This is a genomic window from Salinivibrio sp. AR640 (assembly GCF_001995405.1).
Classification (GTDB): Bacteria; Pseudomonadota; Gammaproteobacteria; order Enterobacterales; family Vibrionaceae; genus Salinivibrio; species Salinivibrio costicola.
Genome location: NZ_MUFD01000001.1, coordinates 46917 through 68521 on the forward strand (window position 1 = coordinate 46917; position 21605 = coordinate 68521).

17 protein-coding genes are annotated in these 21605 nt (G+C 50.5%); 4 read left to right on the plus strand and 13 right to left on the minus strand.

Annotated elements, in window-relative coordinates; all coding sequences use genetic code 11:
* Window positions 1-34 precede the first annotated feature (34 nt).
* The 3 genes from BZG75_RS00205 to cysB form a co-directional block, all read right to left on the minus strand.
* Complete coding sequence (locus BZG75_RS00205; RefSeq protein ID WP_077460202.1) at window positions 35-760, minus strand: sulfite exporter TauE/SafE family protein; 726 nt, start codon at window positions 758-760, stop codon at window positions 35-37.
* 124 nt (window positions 761-884) lie between these two features.
* Window positions 885-2168 carry a methyltransferase gene (locus BZG75_RS00210; protein WP_077575846.1) on the minus strand — a complete coding sequence of 428 codons (1284 nt, stop codon included), beginning with the start codon at window positions 2166-2168 and terminating at the stop codon, window positions 885-887.
* Window positions 2169-2231: 63 nt separating this feature from the next.
* Entirely contained in the window at window positions 2232-3206 is a 975-nt protein-coding gene (cysB, locus tag BZG75_RS00215; RefSeq protein ID WP_021022404.1) for an HTH-type transcriptional regulator CysB, read from the minus strand.
* 366 nt (window positions 3207-3572) lie between these two features.
* Between cysB and BZG75_RS00220 the strand changes: the two genes are divergently transcribed.
* Window positions 3573-4331, plus strand: a complete 759-nt coding sequence (locus tag BZG75_RS00220) for a DNA repair protein (protein ID WP_077575847.1) — start codon at window positions 3573-3575, stop codon at window positions 4329-4331.
* Between the two features lie 115 nt (window positions 4332-4446).
* Here BZG75_RS00220 and BZG75_RS00225 read toward each other — a convergent pair whose 3' ends face one another.
* Entirely contained in the window at window positions 4447-4935 is a 489-nt protein-coding gene (locus BZG75_RS00225) for a low molecular weight protein-tyrosine-phosphatase (protein WP_077575848.1), read from the minus strand.
* Window positions 4936-5089: 154 nt separating this feature from the next.
* Here BZG75_RS00225 and cobO point away from each other — a divergent pair, with 154 nt between their 5' ends.
* Window positions 5090-5680 (plus strand): cob(I)yrinic acid a,c-diamide adenosyltransferase, encoded by a 591-nt coding sequence (gene cobO / locus BZG75_RS00230; RefSeq protein ID WP_077575849.1) that lies wholly within the window; start codon window positions 5090-5092, stop codon window positions 5678-5680.
* A gap of 57 nt (window positions 5681-5737) precedes the next feature.
* On the opposite strand, the gene BZG75_RS00235 is transcribed toward cobO, so the two are convergent.
* The 5 genes from BZG75_RS00235 to apbC all read right to left on the minus strand — a co-directional run bounded on the left by BZG75_RS00235 (window position 5738) and on the right by apbC (window position 11777).
* On the minus strand, window positions 5738-6799 hold the full coding sequence (locus BZG75_RS00235) for a metal-dependent hydrolase (protein ID WP_077575850.1): 1062 nt from the start codon (window positions 6797-6799) through the stop codon (window positions 5738-5740).
* Between the two features lie 53 nt (window positions 6800-6852).
* Entirely contained in the window at window positions 6853-9021 is a 2169-nt protein-coding gene (locus tag BZG75_RS00240) for an AsmA family protein (RefSeq protein WP_077575851.1), read from the minus strand.
* 99 nt (window positions 9022-9120) lie between these two features.
* On the minus strand, window positions 9121-9708 hold the full coding sequence (dcd, locus tag BZG75_RS00245) for a dCTP deaminase (protein WP_021022410.1): 588 nt from the start codon (window positions 9706-9708) through the stop codon (window positions 9121-9123).
* 170 nt (window positions 9709-9878) lie between these two features.
* Complete coding sequence (udk, locus tag BZG75_RS00250) at window positions 9879-10523, minus strand: uridine kinase (protein WP_077460248.1); 645 nt, start codon at window positions 10521-10523, stop codon at window positions 9879-9881.
* A 141-nt stretch (window positions 10524-10664) separates the two neighbouring features.
* Window positions 10665-11777, minus strand: a complete 1113-nt coding sequence (gene apbC, locus BZG75_RS00255; protein WP_077575852.1) for an iron-sulfur cluster carrier protein ApbC — start codon at window positions 11775-11777, stop codon at window positions 10665-10667.
* Between the two features lie 158 nt (window positions 11778-11935).
* Here apbC and metG point away from each other — a divergent pair, with 158 nt between their 5' ends.
* On the plus strand, window positions 11936-13972 hold the full coding sequence (gene metG, locus BZG75_RS00260; protein WP_021022413.1) for a methionine--tRNA ligase: 2037 nt from the start codon (window positions 11936-11938) through the stop codon (window positions 13970-13972).
* A gap of 242 nt (window positions 13973-14214) precedes the next feature.
* The gene (locus BZG75_RS00265) at window positions 14215-15069 is read left to right on the plus strand and encodes a hypothetical protein (protein ID WP_077575853.1); all 855 of its coding nucleotides are present in this window, start codon (window positions 14215-14217) and stop codon (window positions 15067-15069) included.
* 139 nt (window positions 15070-15208) lie between these two features.
* On the opposite strand, the gene serS is transcribed toward BZG75_RS00265, so the two are convergent.
* From serS to BZG75_RS00285, 4 genes are all read right to left on the minus strand, one after another.
* Window positions 15209-16495 (minus strand): serine--tRNA ligase, encoded by a 1287-nt coding sequence (gene serS / locus BZG75_RS00270; protein WP_077575854.1) that lies wholly within the window; start codon window positions 16493-16495, stop codon window positions 15209-15211.
* 187 nt (window positions 16496-16682) lie between these two features.
* Window positions 16683-17945 carry a replication-associated recombination protein A gene (locus BZG75_RS00275; protein ID WP_051109666.1) on the minus strand — a complete coding sequence of 421 codons (1263 nt, stop codon included), beginning with the start codon at window positions 17943-17945 and terminating at the stop codon, window positions 16683-16685.
* 71 nt (window positions 17946-18016) lie between these two features.
* Window positions 18017-18646 (minus strand): outer membrane lipoprotein chaperone LolA, encoded by a 630-nt coding sequence (lolA, locus tag BZG75_RS00280; protein ID WP_021022417.1) that lies wholly within the window; start codon window positions 18644-18646, stop codon window positions 18017-18019.
* A 16-nt stretch (window positions 18647-18662) separates the two neighbouring features.
* Complete coding sequence (locus BZG75_RS00285; protein WP_077575958.1) at window positions 18663-21476, minus strand: DNA translocase FtsK; 2814 nt, start codon at window positions 21474-21476, stop codon at window positions 18663-18665.
* Window positions 21477-21605: the final 129 nt, after the last annotated feature.

A 21605-nucleotide genomic window follows, 5' to 3' on the forward strand; every position in this document is an offset into this window, starting at 1 on the left:
ATCGGTCGCACCCCACGCTGATGGGGTGCGACCTTTAAGCACCGATAAGTCCGCGCGCCAATGTACTTATCCCCGCCAATGTACAGAGTATTAGCATCGCTCGGCGAACAAATTGCGGTTTAACACGTGGCGCAATACGGTAAGCCAACCAGGTCGCCAGCAATACGGCAGGAACGGCAAATGCCGCTTGTTTGACATGCCACCAGGTTAGATAATCGGTCGCGCTCAAGGCGATTAAAGACAAAATGCAGCTCACAACAAAGTAGCCTGCCAAACAGGCGCGCATTTTATTCACCTCTGCATGCTGTAACACAAGCGCCATCGGTGGACCACCGATACTGGTCGTTGTTCCCATGACTCCCGACGTAAACCCAGCGATAAAAAAGTTACGCCGGTTGGGGGCAATATTAAAGCGCATCACACTGGCAAACACAGCGAGCAAGACGGCAGCACCTATAATAATTTCAAGCATTTGTGTTGTGACTACCAACATGATCCCGCCCGCAACCGCGGTGCCTGGCACTCGGCCGAAGTACGCCCAACTCAAATCACGAAAAGACAACTGATGACGATATTGCCAAGCGTTAATACTGGCTAATGTCAGCCCCACCATCGAAATTGTCGTTGGTACCAATTTCGGATCAATCATCAATAAAAGCGGCGCCGCTACGATCGCCATTCCAAAGCCAATCAAACTCTGCACAAAGCACCCTAACCCTAAGATCAGAGCCACCGCAATCGACACACCAATATCTGGCATAATAAAGTTTCTTCACATTAAACTATTTACCGCCAGTGTACCCATTTTCAGTCGCGGCAGCGAGTACCATCCGGCTTTGGCGCGCTAGATATTGTCAACTAGGCGTAACACGTTATGCACGTGCTTAATTGTTATTACGTCGTTTCTTTTTTATGTGAATATGGTCGCCATGAATATGGTCGCCATGAACATGGTCGTCATGAGTACGCTCTGCATGAATAAGGAGGTTTCTTGGCGTGAGTTCGCGTTCACAAAACTGGGTTAGCGTGACACGGTATCCATGTTGTTGAAGATATAAAACACGATCAAGCACTAGCCACAGCTCCATGGCGCGCCGAAATGCACTTTTAATTAGATTGATTTTCTCCAGCACGAGAAACCTTGCTTCGCCTCGAGCCAAGTAGTGAGTCTGATCAAAGTCGCCGGGGAATGTGAGCCCTTTTTGCGCGGCCCCCCAGCGGCAAAAGGCAGCGAACCCTTGGGTAAGCTGTGACTTTTTGAGTGCGGGTAGCGGTAAATAGTGCTCAGATTGTTGATAGTCACGTTGCCATTCATCAAAGCCCAACCGATAAGTGACCTCCTGCTCGCGTTGACGGCGCACCCGCTGCCCGCCAGTGACGGACTCTTGAACCGCGAGCTTTAAATCTGCTTTTGAAAGCGTCAGGGCGGCTTCCTGCGCCTGTGCGGATAAAGGTTGATACCTATCTCCGCGAATTAAATGATAACAACAAGGTGAAACCGTTAGTGCACGCATACCCGTTGCGACCGCCTTTTGAAGAAGCTTTACGTGTAAGTCGCCACACGCGTGCAACGCCAGCCCGTGCTCACAACCGGCAATGACGACTGTTGCCGCCTCACTCATTGCATCTAACGAGTAAAACTGCATCGGGAGCGCCTTTTGATCCGCGAAAGTTTGTCCCTGTTCGCACAGTTCCGATTGCCATTCTACGCTTTCTACTGGTTTACCTGTGATCGCCGCGACACCGCGTCCTAAGTATCCTTTTCCAGCGCACCACTCTAAATAACACGCCGTCTTATCTGTTTGCGGCATCGCGCCTAAATACGCCTGTATTTGCGCCCATTTGCGTCCCGGCACACCAACATTCAAGCGCGAATCAAGCTCAATATCAGTATGTTGCGCCATCGGTACTGAGACTAACGCTGGTAACTGGTTTAACGCTGGCCACCAGGTCGCGAGTTTTTTTATCACAGCGTCTGGATCCGCGTTTAAGGCCGCGAGCTGCGTATTATCCAACGTGGCGAGCCATTGGCAAAGCGGCCCGTCGTCTTGCCACGGAAGCTGAGTATGCGCCATCGGCATCAGTCGCCACAGATTTTGGTGCTGTATCAACAGATTGGTTAACTGATTAAATTGGTCGCTGAACGATAAAGATGACATGATTGGCATGAAGGTATTGATGAGTGCGTGATCAAAAAAGGCTGCCTCAGCAGCCTCGTCGTTTTAAACAGTTTATCGAACCGGAAGCGGAATGTCCTTGAACATAGCATCAATTTCTTCATTGGTACGCAGTGCAACCGCTTGGTCAATCACATTTCGGGTCAAATGCGGCGCAAAACGCTCAATAAAGTCATACATATAACTACGAAGAAAGGTTCCTTTACGGAAGCCTATCTTGGTGGTGCTCGCACCGAAAATATGACTCGCATCGATGGCAACCAAATCTGCATCAGCATGACTATCCATGGCCATGCTCGCGATCACGCCCACACCTAGGCCTAACTTCACATAGGTTTTAATCACATCCGCATCCGTTGCTGTGAATACAATTTTCGGTGTGCGGTTAGCGCGATGGAAGGCTTCATCCAGCTCAGATCGCCCTGTAAACCCAAACACATACGTCACGAGCGGATAGGCCGCGAGATCCTCAATACTGAGATCCGTTTTTTGTGCTAAAGGATGATCGGGCGTGACAATGATCGAGCGGTTCCAGTGATAACAAGGCAGCATCACCAAATCTTCGTAGAGATGAAATGCTTCGGTTGCAATGGCAAAGTCAGACGTCCCCTTTGCCACTGAACTGGATATTTGCGTCGGTGTCCCCTGGTGCATATGCAAGGAAACTTTCGGGTACCGCTTGGTAAAGGCTTTGATCACGTCGGGTAATGCATAACGCGCTTGCGTATGGGTGGTCGATATATTGAGGTTCCCCATTTCAGGATGAGTATGCTCACTAGCGACCGCTTTGATGCTTTCTACTCGTGATAAAATGCTTTGTGAGATCTCGACAATCGCCTCACCGGCTGGTGTTACTTGCGTTAAATGCTTACCACTTCGTTCGAATATTTGTACGCCTAGCTCATCTTCCAACAGCCTGACTTGTTTGCTAATCCCAGGTTGAGAGGTATACAAACTCTCCGCCGTCGCAGATACGTTAAGGTTGTGGTTAACGACTTCAACGATATATCTAAGCTGTTGTAATTTCATAGTGCAGACGCGTCAGCCTCGTGGGTTAAGTGGCAGCATGGTTTTATATCACTCATTTATATACCCAAATTCGACTATTTAATAGGCTTTGGTTATATAAACGTTAGCGATTGCACATTCACTAAGCAATTTACCCTGTCATTCTAACCGACTCGATCGCAAATAGTATTTTATTGCAACGACTTTATCGCAGATCGCGAGATCATAGGCCACACTCATAAAGGCGCATTCGACGAGGCCGCAATGCTAAGAGTTAGAGGCGGATCACTCATGCAGCTTTCACCTTTCGATTGATGCTATCTCTGTCAGTCGAGATGGTGTATCTTAACCAGTTGAGTTTATTGCAAGGAACATCGACGCTAAATTATGAATATTGCCTTGATAGCTGGCCTTTGTGTCATATTGCTCGGCCTGATTGTCGGCTACAACATATTGGCTCAACAACGAAAGCAAATCGAGTCTCACAAGCGCCAAGAAATGGCGAAGCACATTGCCGTCATCGATGCGACTGAAGAGCTGATTGGCAATGCGCATAACCTACCCTATAGCGGGACATTACTGGCGTGCTTGAACAAAAAGATCTTGGATTCCTTGAAAGCCATGTACGAGGTCGATCCATCGGATAAGTCAATTAAGCAACGAATTAGTGCGACCCAGGCTCAAATCGATCAGGTCAAACAAAGCTACTCCAACCGAGACTCGACATCGTTTAAAGTGCCTCATAACGACCGAGAGGCAATATCGATGCTCAAACTCGTCAAGCGCTTGCGCTCAGTGGTTAAAGCCGAGCATTCGAAAGGCCGCTTGGCAACGCAAGCTTTTGTGTCGGAAAACGCGCGACTAGAGCAAATGCAGCTCAAGATAAATATTGAGAACGTGATTAAACGTGCCAACGATGCGAAAAATAAAGGTCAAATGGGCACGGCGCAGCAATTACTGAAAAAAGCGATCGATGTCGTCAGTCCAAAGACCGATGAATACTCGTCAGAGATGAAACAGCATCTTGAAAAAATGCACAGCGACATCACTCATACGCTAAACAGTGGTCATGAGAAATTGCAGTCCGAGCAAGAAGAAGAAAAAAGCGAATTGGACGAGCTGTTTGCCCCCAAGAAAAAATGGTAGCGTCTCTCATCACAAATCCAAAAGGCGCTTGATGACAGCGCCTTTTTTCATGCCCCGTGTGTCTATGCGTGTTTTAACTGGCTGTGGTCTTAACTGGCTGTGGTCTTAACTGCTTCTATTGCGCGTTGATCTTTGCAACAATATGGTCTAGTACACCGTCTGCCGCTTGCTCCAATAAGTCCAGTACGTGCTCAAATCCATCGTCGCCGCCGTAATAAGGATCAGGGATCGCGCCCTCCGTCTGCTCTCCCCAACTGAGAAACAGAGACAGTTTGTTTTGGTAATCAGTCGGACATTGCGCATGCAGGTCGGCCAAGTTACTTTCATCGGCCGCTAAGATCATATCGAAATCCGCAAAATCTTCCTGCCGTACTTGACGCGCTCGAATACCGGCAAACGAGTACCCTCTCGCTTGACCTGCCTGTTGGCTCCGCTTATCTGGCGGATTACCTTGGTGATAACCTGCTGTCCCCGCAGAATCAATATTCACCATGATCCCTCTCGTCTGGGCACGGGCGCGTAATACCGCTTCTGCCGTCGGTGAACGACAAATATTGCCTAAGCAAACCACCAATAGACTCGGCACATTTTTTGGGGTTGTCATCGATAGAGTCTCCTTATTGGTAAAGTTTTACTCTATCAAGTCGACACTCGGATGCCTAGTCGCTTCAATCTGCTTGCCTTTGCGTTGTTATGGGTAGCATGAAGCATGACGTCGCTTTACTATGGTGTAACGTTTATTTGGGGTTAGAAATCGTATGTCAGAACAAGGACACAAGCAGCGTCAGCAAAAGTTAAAAGAAAAAGTTGATGCTCGAATTGAAGCCGCGCAACAAGAAAAAGGGCTCCTCCTGATCATAACGGGCAATGGTAAAGGTAAATCGACATCCGCGTTTGGCACAGTGGCGCGGGCCGCCGGCCATGGGCTAAAGTGTGGCGTAGCTCAGTACATCAAGGGCACGTGGGCTTGTGGAGAGCGGGATTTACTGAGCCAACATGGTGTCGACTTTCACGTGATGAGTACCGGTTTTACCTGGGATACGCAGGACAAAACCGCAGACACCCAAGCCGCTCAGCAAATATGGGCAGCGTGTCAAGCGATGCTTGCGGATGACCGCTACGATTTAGTGGTACTGGATGAGATCACCTACATGATCACGTACGACTATATCAGCCTCGATGAAGTCATTGATGCGCTGCAACAACGCCCTAGCGAACAATCCGTTATCATCACTGGGCGTGGCGCACACCGTCGCTTAGTTGAGATGGCAGATACCGTCTCGGAAGTCAGAAACGTTAAGCATGCCTTCGACGCCGGCGTGAAAGCGCGCCAAGGCATTGACTGGTAAGCCACCGAGTAAAAACAAAGAAAGCCGTGGCTGACGTTATCCTGAGCGCCGCTTTTCTCAGGGCTTCGCGTTTAACGATATCGACTGCGTCTTGTCCACGGCATCCTTTTGGCAAGACTGGCGACACAAACGCGCATCAATCGATTGATCACCCAGCAATCGCTGCCAGAGGGTTGGCAAGGCGCTGTCTCGTAGCGGCCCTGGCTCAAGCTGCTTAGGCATAACTGACTGCCACTGCCCTTCGGCGTCTTGCTCGGCAAGCAAAAACTGAAAGGGTTGATAGTTTGCTACGCCAAAACGCAAGTCGGTCACCACCTGCTGCCCATTCCGATTTTCAAAGCGAATAAAATCACGCGAAAACGTGCGAAGTGCCATTAATGTTTCCGAGCCCGCTAGTGGCCATTGTCCGCGAGGACGCGTGATCCATTGAATATGCTTATCTTTGTCTAAGCGTGACGCGAGTCCTTCCCAGTAGTGGTCGTCGCCGATAATCACCACTCGCCACAGCAGCGTGTTAAACGGGGTGGGCATAATAATATGCGGCCGCCCTGCCAAGTCGGTTCCTTGGGTTTGGGTTGCAACACGTACTTCAATCTTTTCAAGCTGATAGACCGAACTGGCCAGGTAGAGCGTAGAGACTGCCAATCCGATACCACATGCTTTGGCGCCCCGATGTCGCCAAATACACGCGGCGATAACACTGACCAATAAGGGCACCGTATAAAGTGGGTCAATAATAAACAGGCTGGCGACTGCTACCGAAGGCACGTCTAACGGCCAAAAAAGCTTGGTACCATAAACCGTCATCGCATCCAACAACGGGTGTGTCACGAGCACCGCGATCACCAGCGTCATGACTTGCCACAGCGGCCATTGACGACGCCATCGCCACCCACACCATCCTATGATTGCACCAACCCAAGGCAGCACAAATAATGAGTGACTGAATCCACGGTGGTTGACCGTATTCGCCACCGGATCGCCATAATCAATCAGCACATCTAAGTCAGGTAAGGTGCCCAATGCAGCACCGGCCAAAAGCACTTTTGGAGAACAGCGCTTGCCCGAGACTAACCCAGCAACCGCCGCGCCCAGTGCCGCCTGGGTAATAGAATCCATCGCTTATCCTTTAACAAGGTTTTGATTTATTAGCGTAAAAAGTGGTAAACCGATCACTGGAATAAATTAAGCAGTTTATCGGTTGCCTCTTTGACCTTGTCATCATCCGCTTTATCACCCAGTAACTTTTTAATCCCACGCTGTGCTTCTTTGCGTGCCTTTTCTTCCAAGACTTTGTTGCTGCTGAGTAGCTGCTTGATATCTAATTGATAACTCGGCGATTGCCAGGTACCGGCCACCGTCACTGGGATGGTCACATCACGAAGTTCATCAATATCTTTGCCGCCTTGACCCTTGCTGGTTTCAACCACAGACGTGAACACATCAAAATCTAACGTTTCTTTCAGCAAATCAGTTTGCCCCTCACTTCTGACTCGCAGCGCTGGGGCTTCTAGTAGCAGATCGTTGGTGCGTGCCATGCCATTTCCGATGGTAAAACTGGCGGTGAGCGCACTAAAGTCGGTTTTGCGCACATCGTTGGCAGCGTTGCTGGTCGCTTCTCCTTTCAACGTCGCTTTCGCTTCTCTCAGCATTTGTGCCAAGTTAATGCCGTTGATCGCGCCATCCTCAAAGAAAATCGCAGCACTGCCCTGAATCGCCTGACGGAGAGCATAAGGCGATAAACCTTGACCTTGGAGGTTAATATCCACATTGCCTTTGCCTTCAAGCAGATCAACCTGTGCGACATCCTCCAATAACGGCAAGATGGCAATGTTGCGTGCTTTTTTACTCACTTGATAGCGCGCGGGGGTTTGGGTGGCATCTAACATCCCTTGCACAACTACCCTGCCTTCATAGGCTTGCGTGATCAGCTCGGACACGTCGACTTTGCCACGGTTGATAGCAACCGTGGCGCGTGTTTGTCCTAAGGTAACGTTACTCACGGTAAGCCCTTTCATCGCCAGTGAGCCGGCAATATCCAGCGTCTTCAACACTCTCAGATCAGGCTCTTCTTGGCTAAGTGACCCAGTTTGCGTACTGGGGCTGGATTCATCATTGGACCCAGACTGACTTTCGTTTGCAGATTGACGAGGCGCTGCATTGTCTGTCGGTAACAAGGTATCGAGATCGATGTGATTGGTATTGAGTGCAAAACGAATTTGCGGGATATCTGCCAGCTTGATGGCCACTTTACCGTCTATGACCACCTCGTCAGTATTAAGACGGCTGGTCATCTCAGTGATATCTAACGTTTGCTGCTTGGCATCGAAGACGATATCTGCCGCCAGCTCTTGAGTCAGCGACTCGCCGGGTAATGCGTCACCCGAGAGCTGAGTGAGCATGTCCAACCCCTGCACTGTGACCTTGTCTTGGCTTTCTGCCACTGTAACTTGTGCGTTTCCAGAGGTTTCAACCTTTAGCTCTGACGTCTGCGCATTGATATTAAAGCCGAGCTGAGCCGCTTGACCCAAGGCGACACGGTCGAGGGTAATATTGGCTTCATTGATGGTCATCTCGCCTTGTTGTGCCGAAACATTTAGCGCAAGTTCTCGTAACTGACTTTGTTGTGGATCCGCGGCAAGCTTCAGTTCACCCTGCCCTTGCGCGCTGAAGGTCGCACCATCCTGTTCGCCACGCAGTGATACGGTCAGTGGCGTCCATATATCGGTTGCTATATTGCCCACTTGGAGTTCAACATCTCGTAAGGCCGTTTGCGTACCCGCCTGATCATCTTTAATCACGACGCTGGCATTGGTGACGCGTAGACCTTGTAAGGAAACTTGCCACGCCCCGCTCACTGTATCTTGCTGGCTAGCCGGCTCTGACGACGACAAACTTGTCTGTTGCTCTGCCGACGCACCCACGTTTTTTGGTTGAGTTGGCGTCACTGTTTGAGTTGGTGTCACATTGCTATCGCCGTTCGCCAACGTTTGGATAAATACATGCGGGTCTTGTAAGACAATTTCACCCACTTGTAATGTCTGAGACATCAATGGCAACACATCAACGGATAATTGCGCGCGCGACAAACGGAGTAAATCAGGCTCATCAAAACCAGGTCGGTTTTTGATCGCCACATCAGCAATGGAAAAGCCCAAACTCGGCCAGAACTGCCACTCGATGTCGCCACCGATAACGACCTCATAGCCCGTTTGCTCTGCGACTTGTTCCACCAGCAAGGGTTTAAATTGATTGGGGTTTACCGTGGCAATTAAAGTCGCGACGGCGCCAATCAACACCACGACAAATGCTGCGAGAATAAGGACGATTTTTTTTATCATTGCAAGATGCTCCTTGTGTGTCAGACGCGTTATCGACCACGATTTAACCGTCGAGTTCCTGGTGAGAAAAAAAATGCGCCCTCAGGCGCATTTCACTCATTAAGCCTTGTCTTGGCTAATACGAGAGGCGACTGCCCCTTGCTGATTTTTGTACTTGGCATTGTCCCGTTTATTATAAGGCTGGTCCGCTGACCCTGACATGGGCTCAAAGCTTAAGGCGCCGATCGGCATGCCGGGACGTAGCGCTAACGGTAGACGCCCATTATTATAAAACTCTAGAACAATTCGCCCTGACCAGCCCGGATCTATTCGGTGTGCCGTGACATGGACCATCAAACCCAACCGCGCCAACGATGAACGGCCATCGAGCCAACCGACAATATTATCGGGTAATGTCACAGCCTCATGCGTGACTGCCAAGGCCAATTGACCCGGATGAAGATAAAAAGGGTCGCCGTCAGCGATTTCTATTTCATCACTCATGACACGCTCAAGTTGGGCGTTCACTTCTTGTTTCGGCCCCGATAAATCAATATAAGCGGCCCCATGATCGTTAAACACACGGAACTGGTTACCCAGGGTCACATCCGCAGTCACGCCCGAAATCGCGTCTGCGGCAGGACGGGGATCAATTTTGATGCGGCCATCATCAAGGTGTTCTTTGATATGCCTGTCGCACAGTCGCATCTAACATTCCTCACGGTTATTTACTCACGCGGTGTCTTGCTTTGTGCACCGCACTCATTCGATATATTCGCGCACACATTCGATATATTCGCGCACACATTATGGATTAAACCACGACTGATTACCTAGAGAGACAGTCATTGACCCATCATGTGATGGGAGATCATGCCTTACGCTTTAAGTAAACGCGCGATATGCGCTTTTAGTACATCAATCGCAATGCGGTTTTTACCCCCGCGCGGGACAATGATATCGGCATATTGCTTCGACGGCTCAATAAACTGCATAAACATAGGGCGGACCGTCTTTTGATACTGCTCCATCACCGAATCCATGGTACGACCGCGCTCGGCAACGTCACGTTTCATCCGACGCAGTAAACAAATATCAAGTGGCGTGTCCATAAAGACGCTGGCGTGGATCAAATTGCGAAGACGGGGATCGGTGAGAAGCAGAATACCTTCGAGGATGATCACTTTTTTGGGCGTCATCGTCGTGGTTTCTCCCATACGGGTATGCTCGGAGTAACTATAAACCGGCACATCAGCCGGCTGACCGGCGACCAATGCTTCAAGATGCTCACACAAAAGATCGTGATCCAGTGCCTGAGGGTGGTCATAATTGGTTTTTACGCGCTCTTCCATGCTGAGGTGGCTCTGATCACGATAATATCTATCTTCTGTAATCACGCCGATTTGATGATCACCGACTTTTTCCTTTAATTCCTTATAAATGGTGCTGGCGATCAGGCTTTTACCGGAAGCAGAGGCACCTGCAATACCGATAATAACGCAGTGGTGGTTGTTGTCACTCATAATATGAATACCCAGGGGAAGCTTGGCGGAATCAACATAAACCGCCTGATTATAGGGAGTTGAAGCAGCTGGCGCCAGAGAAAATCGCGCTTGTCTGTGCATCCGGCCGCTTTAGCCGATAAATCACGGCCGGTTGCGCAATCAGGGCGACACAGTTTGTACGCTAATCTGTTCAGGACGTGTTTCACCTTGCCAGTAGAGCTGACTGGCGACCGTCGCTGCCATCTGTCGATAAACCGCCGCATGCTCACTGTGAGGGCGCGCGACCATGCTTGGCACACCGGCATCAATATCTTCCCGAATCGCAACATGAAGCGGTACCTGTGCAAGCACTGGCGTCCCCTGCTCTTGCGCCATTTTATCGGCACCCCCTGAGCCAAAAATGGCTTCATGATGGCCGCATTGCGAGCAAATGTGATAACTCATGTTTTCTACCACGCCCAACACGGGAACGTGAACTTTTTCAAACATCGCCACCCCTTTCACCGCATCGGCCAATGCCAAATCTTGTGGCGTTGTCACCACAATCGCGCCTGTCACCGGAAACTGTTGCGCCAAACTCAGTTGGATGTCACCGGTACCAGGCGGCATATCGACGACTAAATAGTCCAGCTCGGGCCACCGTGTTTCGTTGATCAGCTGTGCAAACGCTTTTGAGGCCATAGGACCTCGCCAAACAGTCGCGTTCTCTGCGGGCACCAGATAACCGATCGAATTTGAGGCGATACCATGGCGCGTCACAGGCTCCATTAACTTGCCATCATGGGTTTGTGGCTCACTATCTTTGGCGCCCAACATGATAGGTAAAGACGGCCCATACACATCCGCATCAACAATGCCGACTGCAGCGCCCTCCGCATGCAACGCAAGCGCTAGGTTTACAGCGGTGGTCGATTTACCGACGCCACCTTTCGCTGAGCTCACAACAATCAGGTTTTTCACCCCTTTCACCGGCGTTTTTTCGCCCGTTTTTAACGGTGCCACCCGTTGCATCAGTTCAAATTGGTTGGCAAGGGCATCAGACTGCGCACTGAGCCAATCTTTAAGCGCTTCAGCGATAGAGTGCGCCGCAAAGGGGAACGTGACCCTAAAGCCATGATCTGCGGTTCTCACCCACCCCGTTTGGCTTGCCCACTGCTCGACCAACTGCGGGTGTGAGAATTGATTAAGTAACGCGATCGCATCATCAAGGTTTGAGAGCGAAGCAGCTGTGTCTTCTTTTTTTGTTTTTTTCTTTTTGGACCCAAAAAACATCCAGCACCATCCCGTTGATTGAAATATGTTAGCCGCTCGTGTGCGTCTTTAACGGATAAACGCGCGAGGACCCGGCCTTACACTAGGCAAGGCATATCGTATCAGGTAAGATTTCCGCAATCATTCCATTCATATCATAAGAGCGAATAAACAAGATTATGGCTGCAAACCCACGGAAAATTCTGGTGACCTGTGCGCTGCCTTATGCGAACGGCTCGATTCATTTGGGCCACATGCTCGAGCATATTCAGGCAGATGTATGGGTTCGCTATCAACGCCTGCGTGGCAACACCACTCACTTTATTTGTGCTGACGATGCTCACGGCACACCTATCATGTTAAAAGCGCAGCAAATGGGTGTCGAGCCAGAAGCCATGATCGCCGGCGTGCAACAAGAGCACCAGGCAGATTTTGATGGCTTTGATATCAGCTTCGATAATTACCACAGCACCCACAGTGATGAAAACCGCGAATTAGCGTCATTCATTTATACGCAACTTCGTGATAAAGGTTATATCACCAGCCGCACGATATCTCAGCTGTTTGATCCGGAAAAAGAAATGTTCTTGCCGGATCGCTTTGTCAAAGGCGAATGTCCGAAGTGTCACGCCGACGATCAATACGGCGATAACTGTGATAACTGTGGTGAAACCTATACGCCGGCTGAATTGATCAATCCTCGTTCCGCAGTCAGCGGTGCCACGCCGGTGATGCGTGATTCAGAGCACTTTTTCTTCGATTTACCACAGTTCGAGCAAATGCTTAACGAGTGGATCAAGTCTGGTTCGCTGCAAAGCGAAATCGCTAACAAGATGAATGAGTGGTTCGAAACCGGTCTTCAGCAGTGGGATATCTCCCGCGATGCGCCCTACTTTGGTTTTGAAATCCCCGACCAACCCGGCAAGTTTTTCTACGTTTGGCTCGATGCACCGATCGGCTATATGGGGTCGTTTAAAAACTATTGTGACAAACGCGGTGATATCGACTTTGATGAATACTGGAAGGCTAATAGCGACACCGAGCTATACCATTTCATCGGCAAAGATATTGTTTATTTCCATAGTCTGTTCTGGCCTGCCATGCTGGACGGTGCTGGCTTCCGTAAACCTAACAACGTCTTCGTGCACGGCTATGTCACGGTCAATGGCGCGAAAATGTCCAAGTCAAAAGGGACATTTATCAAAGCCAGTACCTATTTGAACCATCTTGATCCAGAATGCCTGCGATACTATTACGCGGCCAAGCTCAATAGCCGCATTGATGATCTGGATTTAAGCCTGGATGATTTTATCCAGCGTGTGAACACGGATGTTGTCAACAAGGTCGTCAACCTGGCATCACGTAACGCTGGCTTTATCACTAAGCGCTTTGATGGTCAGCTCTCTGATACGTGCGCCGAACCCGAGCTTTATCAATCGTTCATCGACAAAGCTGAATACATTGGTGAGCTTTACGAAGCCCGAGAGTTTAACCGCGCCATCCGCGAAATTATTGGCTTGGCCGACAAAGCCAACCAATACGTGGACGAAAAGGCGCCATGGGTGATCGCTAAAGAAGAAGGAAAAGACGCCGAACTACAAGCGATTTGCTCTGTGGGGATTAACCTATTCCGTGTGCTGATGACGTACCTCAAACCTGTGATGCCTAAGCTGGCAGAGCGCACGGAAGGCTTTTTGAATGATACCTTGACGTGGGAAAGCATTGCGACGCCACTGACCGGCCATCGCATTAGCAAGTTCAAGGCACTGTTTAACCGTATCGATCCGAAAGCCGTCGACGCCATGATCGCCGCGAGCAAGGAAGATGCAGCCGCTGAACAAGCAGAAAAGGCCAAAGCTCAAGGGCCGTTAGCGGACGAGCCGATTGCCGATGAAATCGAATTTGGTGACTTTGCTAAGGTCGATCTGCGTATCGCTAAAATTGTTGAGTGTGAGGCGGTGCCAAAAGCGGACAAACTGCTGAAGTTTAAGCTCGATATTGGCGGTGAAACGCGTCAGGTGTTCTCTGGGATCAAATCGGCCTACAAGCCGGAAGATCTCGTGGGTAAGCACACCGTCATGGTCGCCAACTTAAAGCCTCGCAAGATGAAATTCGGCATGTCAGAGGGCATGATCCTCGCGGCGGGTCCGGGTGGCAAAGAAATCTGGATTTTAGAGCCGCATGAAGGGGCTCAACCTGGCATGCGCGTCATGTAAAACAGCGCGATAGCTAAAACATCAAAGGGCCCAACAAGGGCTCTTTTTTTTGCCTGCGACTCTCTTAGTTTGCACCGTTTGATAGTTTGCACCGTTTGAGTGCGCTCAAGCGCTATCATAGTGCGTTTTTATCTGATCTTGATGCCCTTAACGCCGCTTTCATAGGATGTGACCCGCTTCTCATCTTTGGCACAGTTCATGCTGAGCTTGATGACGGAGAGTCGCGATCGCAAGGAGAGCATATGGGATGGTTAGTCATGGTAGGCGCACTGGCGCTCGGAATAGCGGTCGTCGTCGCCGTCGTACTTTACCGTCAACGCCCAGATTGGCCGTTACATCAGCTACATGAATTACGTGCGCTGCTGCAGCACGCACGTGAGCTGGCCGCTCAAACACATATTGCTTCCAGTGACTACCAACATTTACTCAGTCAAATTCGTCAATTGCACCACTTAGCGCCTCAGGCACAAAAACCGATGTATCGGCTTTTATTTCATCATTTACATGCGCTACCGCAATACGATGAAGTCACACAAGCACGGATGAAAAACCGCGCGTTACAACATATTATTTATCTTGTTGACGAGGCGGTGCCACCCTTCCTGATAGCCCACAATGACGAAGCCAGCTTGTCGCATTATCAACACGTGTGGTATGCCGTTTTAGAATTATTACAAGCACGTCAGCGATATTCTTACGCCAGTATTCAGTTACACAAAGCGACGCCAAACGCGAGCCAGTCATTAAACCTGCAACAGCAAATTTTAGTGAAACGCTTATGCCAGCTCCAGCACCTTAACCTAGAGGATTCGCTAAACACAGAGATTGATCGCCTTACTTCCCAGCTCAGCACCGACGCTGAGCGGGCCTTAGCGACTGAGGCACCGTTAGCAACTGAGAAATCGTTGGCAACTGAGAAACCGTTAGCTGATAAGACACCACTGGCCAGTCGCCTCGCACTATCTCAGCGCGTCAATGCAGTGATACTCACCGTGCTCGATAATTGTCTTGCCGACCTATTAGCAGGCTTTCCTGCACCACAGGACGATATTTTTAATACCTTATCGCCCTTGCATGAGCCGCGAAATAGCGCTTAACAGATAGCGCTAAACAAACAGCGCGTGACAGACAGTGCGTGACAGACAATGCTTAACCGATAATCCCCACGTTTATGCAAGCATAAAAAAAGCCGACAATCGTGCCGGCTTCATGGTTATTAAGCACACGGTGAGCCCATTAGCCTATATGCGTTTGTCCACCCATATACGGACGTAATACCTCAGGGATTTCGATACGACCATCCGCTTGCTGATAGTTTTCCAAAATGGCCACCAAGGTACGACCCACAGCTAAGCCAGACCCATTGAGCGTGTGCAACAGCTCAGGCTTCTTCTCACCTTTACGGCGGAAACGCGCCTGCATACGACGCGCTTGGAAGTCCAAGGTATTTGAGCATGATGAAATTTCACGATAGGTATCTTGCGCAGGCAACCAAACTTCTAGGTCATAGGTTTTGGCCGCGCCAAAGCCCATGTCACCGGTGCATAACAGTACTTTTCGGTAAGGCAGGTTCAGCAACTGCAATACTTTTTCGGCATCGGCGGTAAGTGATTCGAGTGCTGCCATAGAATCTTCAGGCTTCACCACTTTCACCAGCTCGACTTTATCAAACTGATGCATACGAATCAGTCCACGCGTATCACGTCCGTAGGAGCCGGCTTCTGAACGGAAACACGGTGTGTGTGCGGTCATGCACAGCGGCAGATCCGCTTCATCGATGATCTCATCGCGTACCATGTTAGTCAGAGGTACTTCCGCGGTTGGGATTAACGACATGCCGATCCCCTCTTCGGTGGCCGGCTTGGTGTTAAACAAATCGTCACCAAACTTAGGCAATTGGCCGGTGCCATAGAGACTGTCGGCATTGACTAAGTACGGCACATACATTTCGGTATAGCCGTGTTCGTTGGTATGTAAATCGAGCATAAACTGGGTTAAAGCACGATGCATGCGCGCCATCTGCCCTTTCATCACGATAAAGCGAGAGCCAGATAGTTTTACCGCACTGGCAAAGTCGAGACCACCGGACAGTTCACCTAAATCAACATGATCTTTGACCTTAAAATCAAACTGACGCGGTTCACCCCAGCGCATGATCTCCTGGTTCTCAGACTCATCTTTACCACTTGGGACGTCTTCCGCCGGTAAGTTAGGCACGCTCATCACCACGTCGTTGACTTTTTGCTGCAGCGCCGCGAGTTCTGTTTTCGCTGCGTCCAACTCATCACCAAGGTTTGACACTTCTTCTAGCAATGGCGCAATGTCTTCACCCTTTGCTTTAGCCTGGCCAATGGACTTCGATCGGGAATTACGCTCTGCTTGCAGTTGTTCGGTGCGAATTTGCAGCGCCTTACGTTGTTCCTCGAGTTCACGCATAGCGTCAACGTCAAGCGTAAAGCCGCGACGAGCGAGTTGTTGAGCGGTTTCTTCCAGCTCAGTTCGAAGTAATTTGGAATCCAGCATGCTAATCCTGTGCTTTTCGGGTTGATTAGTTGGTTGTCACTTGTCATCACGTTTGAAAACAAGCGTCGATACTGCGTATTGTATTACGCGATTGGTCAAGGGTGACGGTGGATGTCACCACGACGAGGAGACTGCGTCTTCATGGCGTCGCTGCACTCTAAACCTTACCCAAAAAGGGTAAACTTGCCTAGCGCTTTTGCGGGCTTTTTGCATCCTGCTCGGCCAGAAAGGCGAGCTTTTCGGCGATTTTAATTTCTAGCCCACGATTAACGGGCTGATAATAGCGAGTATCGCCAAGTTCGGACGGTAGATAGCGCTCTCCTGCCGCATAAGCATTGGGCTCATCATGGGCATATCGATAGCCCTTCCCATGCCCCATATCTTCCATCAATGCGGTCGGCGCATTGCGCAAGTGCATGGGAACAGGCGCGTTGGCGGTTTCTTTAGCGTCTCGCAACGCTTGTTTCCATGCGGTGTAAACAGCATTGCTTTTGGGCGCGCTGGCTAAATATACAGCGGCTTGAGCAATCGCTCGCTCGCCTTCCGCCGGTCCTACGCGAGTAAAGCAATCCCACGCATTCAATGCCACCTGCATGGCACGTGGATCCGCATTGCCAATATCCTCCGAGGCGATAGCTAATAAGCGGCGGGCCACATAAAGGGGATCGCCACCGGCACTGACAATGCGTGCGTACCAATACAGGGCGCCATCAGGACTCGAGCCACGGACGGATTTATGAAACGCAGAAATCAAATCGTACCAAGCATCCCCTTGCTTATCGAATTGCGCCACTTTTTCACCGGCAACGTCTTTAAGCATCGACAGCGTCACTTGGCCATCAGCCATATCTGCCAGCATTTCCAGAAGATTCAACGCCATGCGCGCATCGCCGCTGCACGTCGCGGTTAACGCCGCTTTAACGCCTTTATCGAAAGTGAGTGCCTGCTCGCCTAACCCGCGTTGCGAGTCGGCAAGCGCTTGATCAATCACGGCTTCAAGATCGCGATCATCCAGGCTTGTCAGTCGGTAGACGCGGGCGCGCGATAGTAAGGCATTGTTAAGCTCAAACGATGGATTTTCCGTCGTGGCGCCAATAAAGGTGACGGTCCCCGACTCGACATGAGGCAGAAAAGCGTCTTGCTGACTTTTGTTAAAGCGATGTACCTCATCAACGAATAAGACAGTGCGTACACCCGCTTGCTTGTTTTGCTCTGCACGTCCAATCGCTTCTCGGATCTCTTTCACACCGGAGGTCACCGCAGAAATTTGTTCCAGCTCGGCATTAGCTTGACGCGCAGCAATATCGGCCAGTGTGGTCTTGCCTGTGCCCGGTGGTCCCCAAAAAATCATGGAATGAAGCGTCCCCGACTCAATGGCACGGCGTAGCGGTTTGCCTTCGCCAAGCAGATGGCGCTGGCCAATATATTGGTCCAAGGTGACGGGCCGCATACGCGCGGCCAGTGGGCGGAAGTCCTCAGCGAAATCGAGCGGCAAGGTAGGCAAGGCATCCTCCGATGCGGTTAACGTGACTGGCGTTGATCGTCGACCATGACCGACTCAGGCGGGGTAAACGAAAACAAGTCCGCGTCTGGCGTTTGTCGGCTAAATTGGCTCAGTGCGAACTGACTCTGTTGCCCATCTTGCTCAACGACTCTAAAGCCAGTCAAGGTACCATCGGGCTTGACCGTGACATCAAACTGACCAATGGTGCCGGTGGTTTTTGGCGTGAGCGTGAAGGTATTGCCTTCCTGGGTGATTTGGTAATCCTGCCAATCACTCGGTTGGTTACGGGTCAATAGCACGAAGGGCGTTTGTGCTGTTGCCTCTTCTAACCACATGGCAGTTACTTGTTCAACAAAGGGGCTGTAGTACCACAAGGTTTCACCATCAGAAATCATGATGGTTTCGTCCGGCGACGTGGTGGTCCAGTTAAACAAATTAGGGCGTTGGATAGCCAAGGTCCCTTTCGCTTGATGAATCTCGTCACCCTCTGGGCTTTGGACCTTTTGTTCAAACTGTGCGCTGAACGCATCAACCTTATTCAGTCTTTCGATTAAATGTTGTTGCGCCTCTGTTTGCGCTTGCGCGCTGACAACAACCAAGAGAGATATCACCGCCAACAGGTGGCGGACAGCAGCAAATCGAGTCATTGAACCTTCCATTCGATCAATCTTTCGGTGGCGGCGGTGCGATTACTTCGCGATTACCGTTATGGCCTGGTGAACTTACGACACCGTGTGCTTCGAGTTGTTCCACAATACGCGCCGCACGGTTATAACCAATTTTAAATCGACGCTGGACACCAGACACGGAACCACGACGACTTTCGGTCACAAATTCAACCACTTGATCAAACAACTGGTCCAGCTCTTCGCCATCGCCGCCGGTCGGCGCTTCACCAGGTAATAAGCTATCTGCACCTTGATCGCCTTGGGTGATTTCATCGATATATTGCGGCTTGCCTCGCGCTTTCCAATTATTAACCACCCGATGCACTTCTTCATCACTGACAAAGGCACCATGCACGCGAATCGGATGGTTGGAACCATTCGGCATAAAGAGCATATCCCCCATTCCCAGCAACGACTCAGCGCCGCCTTGGTCAAGGATGGTGCGCGAGTCTGTTTTGGTCGAGACAGTAAACGCCATACGCGTTGGAATATTGGCTTTAATCAGCCCCGTAATCACATCAACAGAAGGACGTTGGGTGGCTAACACAAGGTGAATACCCGCGGCCCGTGCTTTTTGTGCTAATCGTGCGATCAACTCTTCGACTTTTTTACCAACCACCATCATGAGATCGGAAAATTCATCTACCACCACCACGATATAGGGCAGTTTTTCCAGTTTAGGCGCCGATTCATCCATACTATCGCCCGATTTCCATAGTGGGTCAGGGATCGGATTATTCGCGGCTTCTGCTGCTTTGACCTTTTCGTTAAAACCTTTAAGGTTGCGCACGCCAAGGGCTGACATCAGCTTGTAACGTCGTTCCATCTCACCCACGCACCAACGCAGCGCATTCCCCGCATCCTTCATATCGGTGACAACTTCTGACAACAAATGCGGAATGCCCTCATAGACCGATAACTCCAGCATTTTAGGGTCGATCATGATAAAGCGCACATCTTCAGGAGACGCCTTATAGAGCATACTAACCAGCATCACGTTCACGCCCACAGATTTACCCGACCCTGTCGTCCCTGCCACCAGCATATGCGGTGCTTTGCCAAGATCGGTAATAATGGCTTCGCCGGCAATGTCATTTCCCAAGACTACGGAGATCGGCGATTGGCTGTTTTTAAATCGCTCACTGCCAATCACTTCTGACATAAACACCGTTTCGCGATGCTCGTTCGGCAGTTCAAGGCCAATATAAGGTTTACCTGGGATCACCTCGACCACGCGCACCGCGGTGGTTGATAGCGCACGCGCTAAGTCTTTAGACAAACCTGAAATTCGTGAGACCTTAACGCCCGGCGCCAAATCAAGCTCAAAACGCGTGATCACCGGCCCTGGATACACGCCCACCACGCGTGCTTGCACTTTAAAATCTTCCAAGCGCGCCTCAACCAAGCGCGCAATTTGCTCTAGCTCTTCGCGCGTGGCTTGTTGCGCTGTATGGCGCGCAGGATCCAACAGATCGAGGGTTGGGAAAGGTTCTGCCGGTTTAGGCAAATTGGGCTCATCTTTCACTAAAAAAGGATGGTCGAGCCCGGCCGCTTGCTGTTGGGATTTTTGTGCTTGGCGAATCGTTTCTTGGAAAGGATCCTCGTCATCATCGGCCAACTTGCTTGCCTGCTCCGCGCGCTCTAGCTCCGAGAGTCCATCTTGATTGCCATAGGTGGTATCAGCGTACTCTGAGTGCTTTGTCTCTAAGTGCTTTGTCTCTGAATGCTCTGAATCTGTCGACACATAAGTTGCGACCGACTCACGATCATGCTGAGTCGGTGTTTGGGCTTGCGGGTCTGAGTCGGTGTCTGCGCTGAATACCGACGCGGAGGGCTCATCATCAGCAACAGCGGTTTGCCATTGTCCCAATGCCGGTTCATCCGCACTCTCTGACAGCGCGGATTCGGACTGCGTCGAACCGGCTTGCTCAGCGGTGGCATGTCCACCAAAGATGATCGACCTTTCACTCTCGTGCGCGCTGTGATTAACGGTTTCCTTTTCCGTCGCTGTCGTTTTTTCAACGACGGATTTTTTCTCAGAAACGGACGCTTTCTCAGGCGATGTCGGCGTCAATCGACGTAAATCACTCAGCTCCATCGGTTCACAAGTCTCACGCGATTGCGTCACGTCTGTGTGCTCGGGGGCCGATGAGCCAGGCGCACCAAGTTGTGTCGGGGTATCGCCACGCACGCGATTAACCAGCCAGGTGATACCATTTAGCGTCACCGCGCCGAGGTGATCCACGATCGTGAGCCATGAAATTCCCGTGAATAAGGTGAAACCGGCCGCCCAGCCAAACAACATGACCAAGGTGGTCCCTAAGACATTAAACAAGGGCAAAGCAAGGCTATTGGTGACATCTCCCATCACGCCACCCGATGAAAAATGCCAAAAGTCATCAAAATTGAGATCAGCCAACGAACAACTGGTCAGGAAAAGGACCAGAAGCCCCAATAGACGTGCGCCAATAATGGTGTAATTAATGGGTTCATTATCACCACGCCGCCGCAAAAAAACCCAACCGCCAAGAATGGCAGCAGGGGGTAATGGATACGCCAAGATCCCAAACGAGAAGAAAAAGCTGTCTGCTATCCATGCACCCATCGCGCCAGCCGCATTATGAACGTCACCATGCCATGCGGTTTGCGACCACGAAGGATCAGCCGGATTAAAAGATAACAATGCCACCATGGTAAACACAGCAGCGGCGAGGACCAAGATGAATCCACACTCTTTTAAACGTTGACCGCCATCTAAACGCGCTTTCGGCTGAGCCGTTTTCGGCTCTCGACGTAAAGAAAACTCCATCATTACCTGTTTAATATTATTCGTTAATCGCATTCCTCACCCTGAATGGAGGCTTGCTCTGATTGCCCTGACTTTATCACATTCATGCCGTGACGGCAGGCATGATGCGTGTTTACGTTCAATCTTTAC

Bases quoted from the DNA above. Each gene is read 5' to 3' on its own strand.
- BZG75_RS00205 (WP_077460202.1), bottom strand. From the start codon at position 760: ATGCCAGATATTGGTGTGTCGATTGCGGTGGCTCTGATCTTAGGGTTA.
- BZG75_RS00210 (WP_077575846.1), bottom strand. From the start codon at position 2,168: ATGCCAATCATGTCATCTTTATCGTTCAGCGACCAATTTAATCAGTTA.
- cysB (WP_021022404.1), bottom strand. From the start codon at position 3,206: ATGAAATTACAACAGCTTAGATATATCGTTGAAGTCGTTAACCACAAC.
- BZG75_RS00220 (WP_077575847.1), top strand. From the start codon at position 3,573: ATGAATATTGCCTTGATAGCTGGCCTTTGTGTCATATTGCTCGGCCTG.
- BZG75_RS00225 (WP_077575848.1), bottom strand. From the start codon at position 4,935: ATGACAACCCCAAAAAATGTGCCGAGTCTATTGGTGGTTTGCTTAGGC.
- cobO (WP_077575849.1), top strand. From the start codon at position 5,090: ATGTCAGAACAAGGACACAAGCAGCGTCAGCAAAAGTTAAAAGAAAAA.
- BZG75_RS00235 (WP_077575850.1), bottom strand. From the start codon at position 6,799: ATGGATTCTATTACCCAGGCGGCACTGGGCGCGGCGGTTGCTGGGTTA.
- BZG75_RS00240 (WP_077575851.1), bottom strand. From the start codon at position 9,021: ATGATAAAAAAAATCGTCCTTATTCTCGCAGCATTTGTCGTGGTGTTG.
- dcd (WP_021022410.1), bottom strand. From the start codon at position 9,708: ATGCGACTGTGCGACAGGCATATCAAAGAACACCTTGATGATGGCCGC.
- udk (WP_077460248.1), bottom strand. From the start codon at position 10,523: ATGAGTGACAACAACCACCACTGCGTTATTATCGGTATTGCAGGTGCC.
- apbC (WP_077575852.1), bottom strand. From the start codon at position 11,777: ATGTTTTTTGGGTCCAAAAAGAAAAAAACAAAAAAAGAAGACACAGCT.
- metG (WP_021022413.1), top strand. From the start codon at position 11,936: ATGGCTGCAAACCCACGGAAAATTCTGGTGACCTGTGCGCTGCCTTAT.
- BZG75_RS00265 (WP_077575853.1), top strand. From the start codon at position 14,215: ATGGGATGGTTAGTCATGGTAGGCGCACTGGCGCTCGGAATAGCGGTC.
- serS (WP_077575854.1), bottom strand. From the start codon at position 16,495: ATGCTGGATTCCAAATTACTTCGAACTGAGCTGGAAGAAACCGCTCAA.
- BZG75_RS00275 (WP_051109666.1), bottom strand. From the start codon at position 17,945: ATGCGGCCCGTCACCTTGGACCAATATATTGGCCAGCGCCATCTGCTT.
- lolA (WP_021022417.1), bottom strand. From the start codon at position 18,646: ATGACTCGATTTGCTGCTGTCCGCCACCTGTTGGCGGTGATATCTCTC.
- BZG75_RS00285 (WP_077575958.1), bottom strand. From the start codon at position 21,476: ATGGAGTTTTCTTTACGTCGAGAGCCGAAAACGGCTCAGCCGAAAGCG.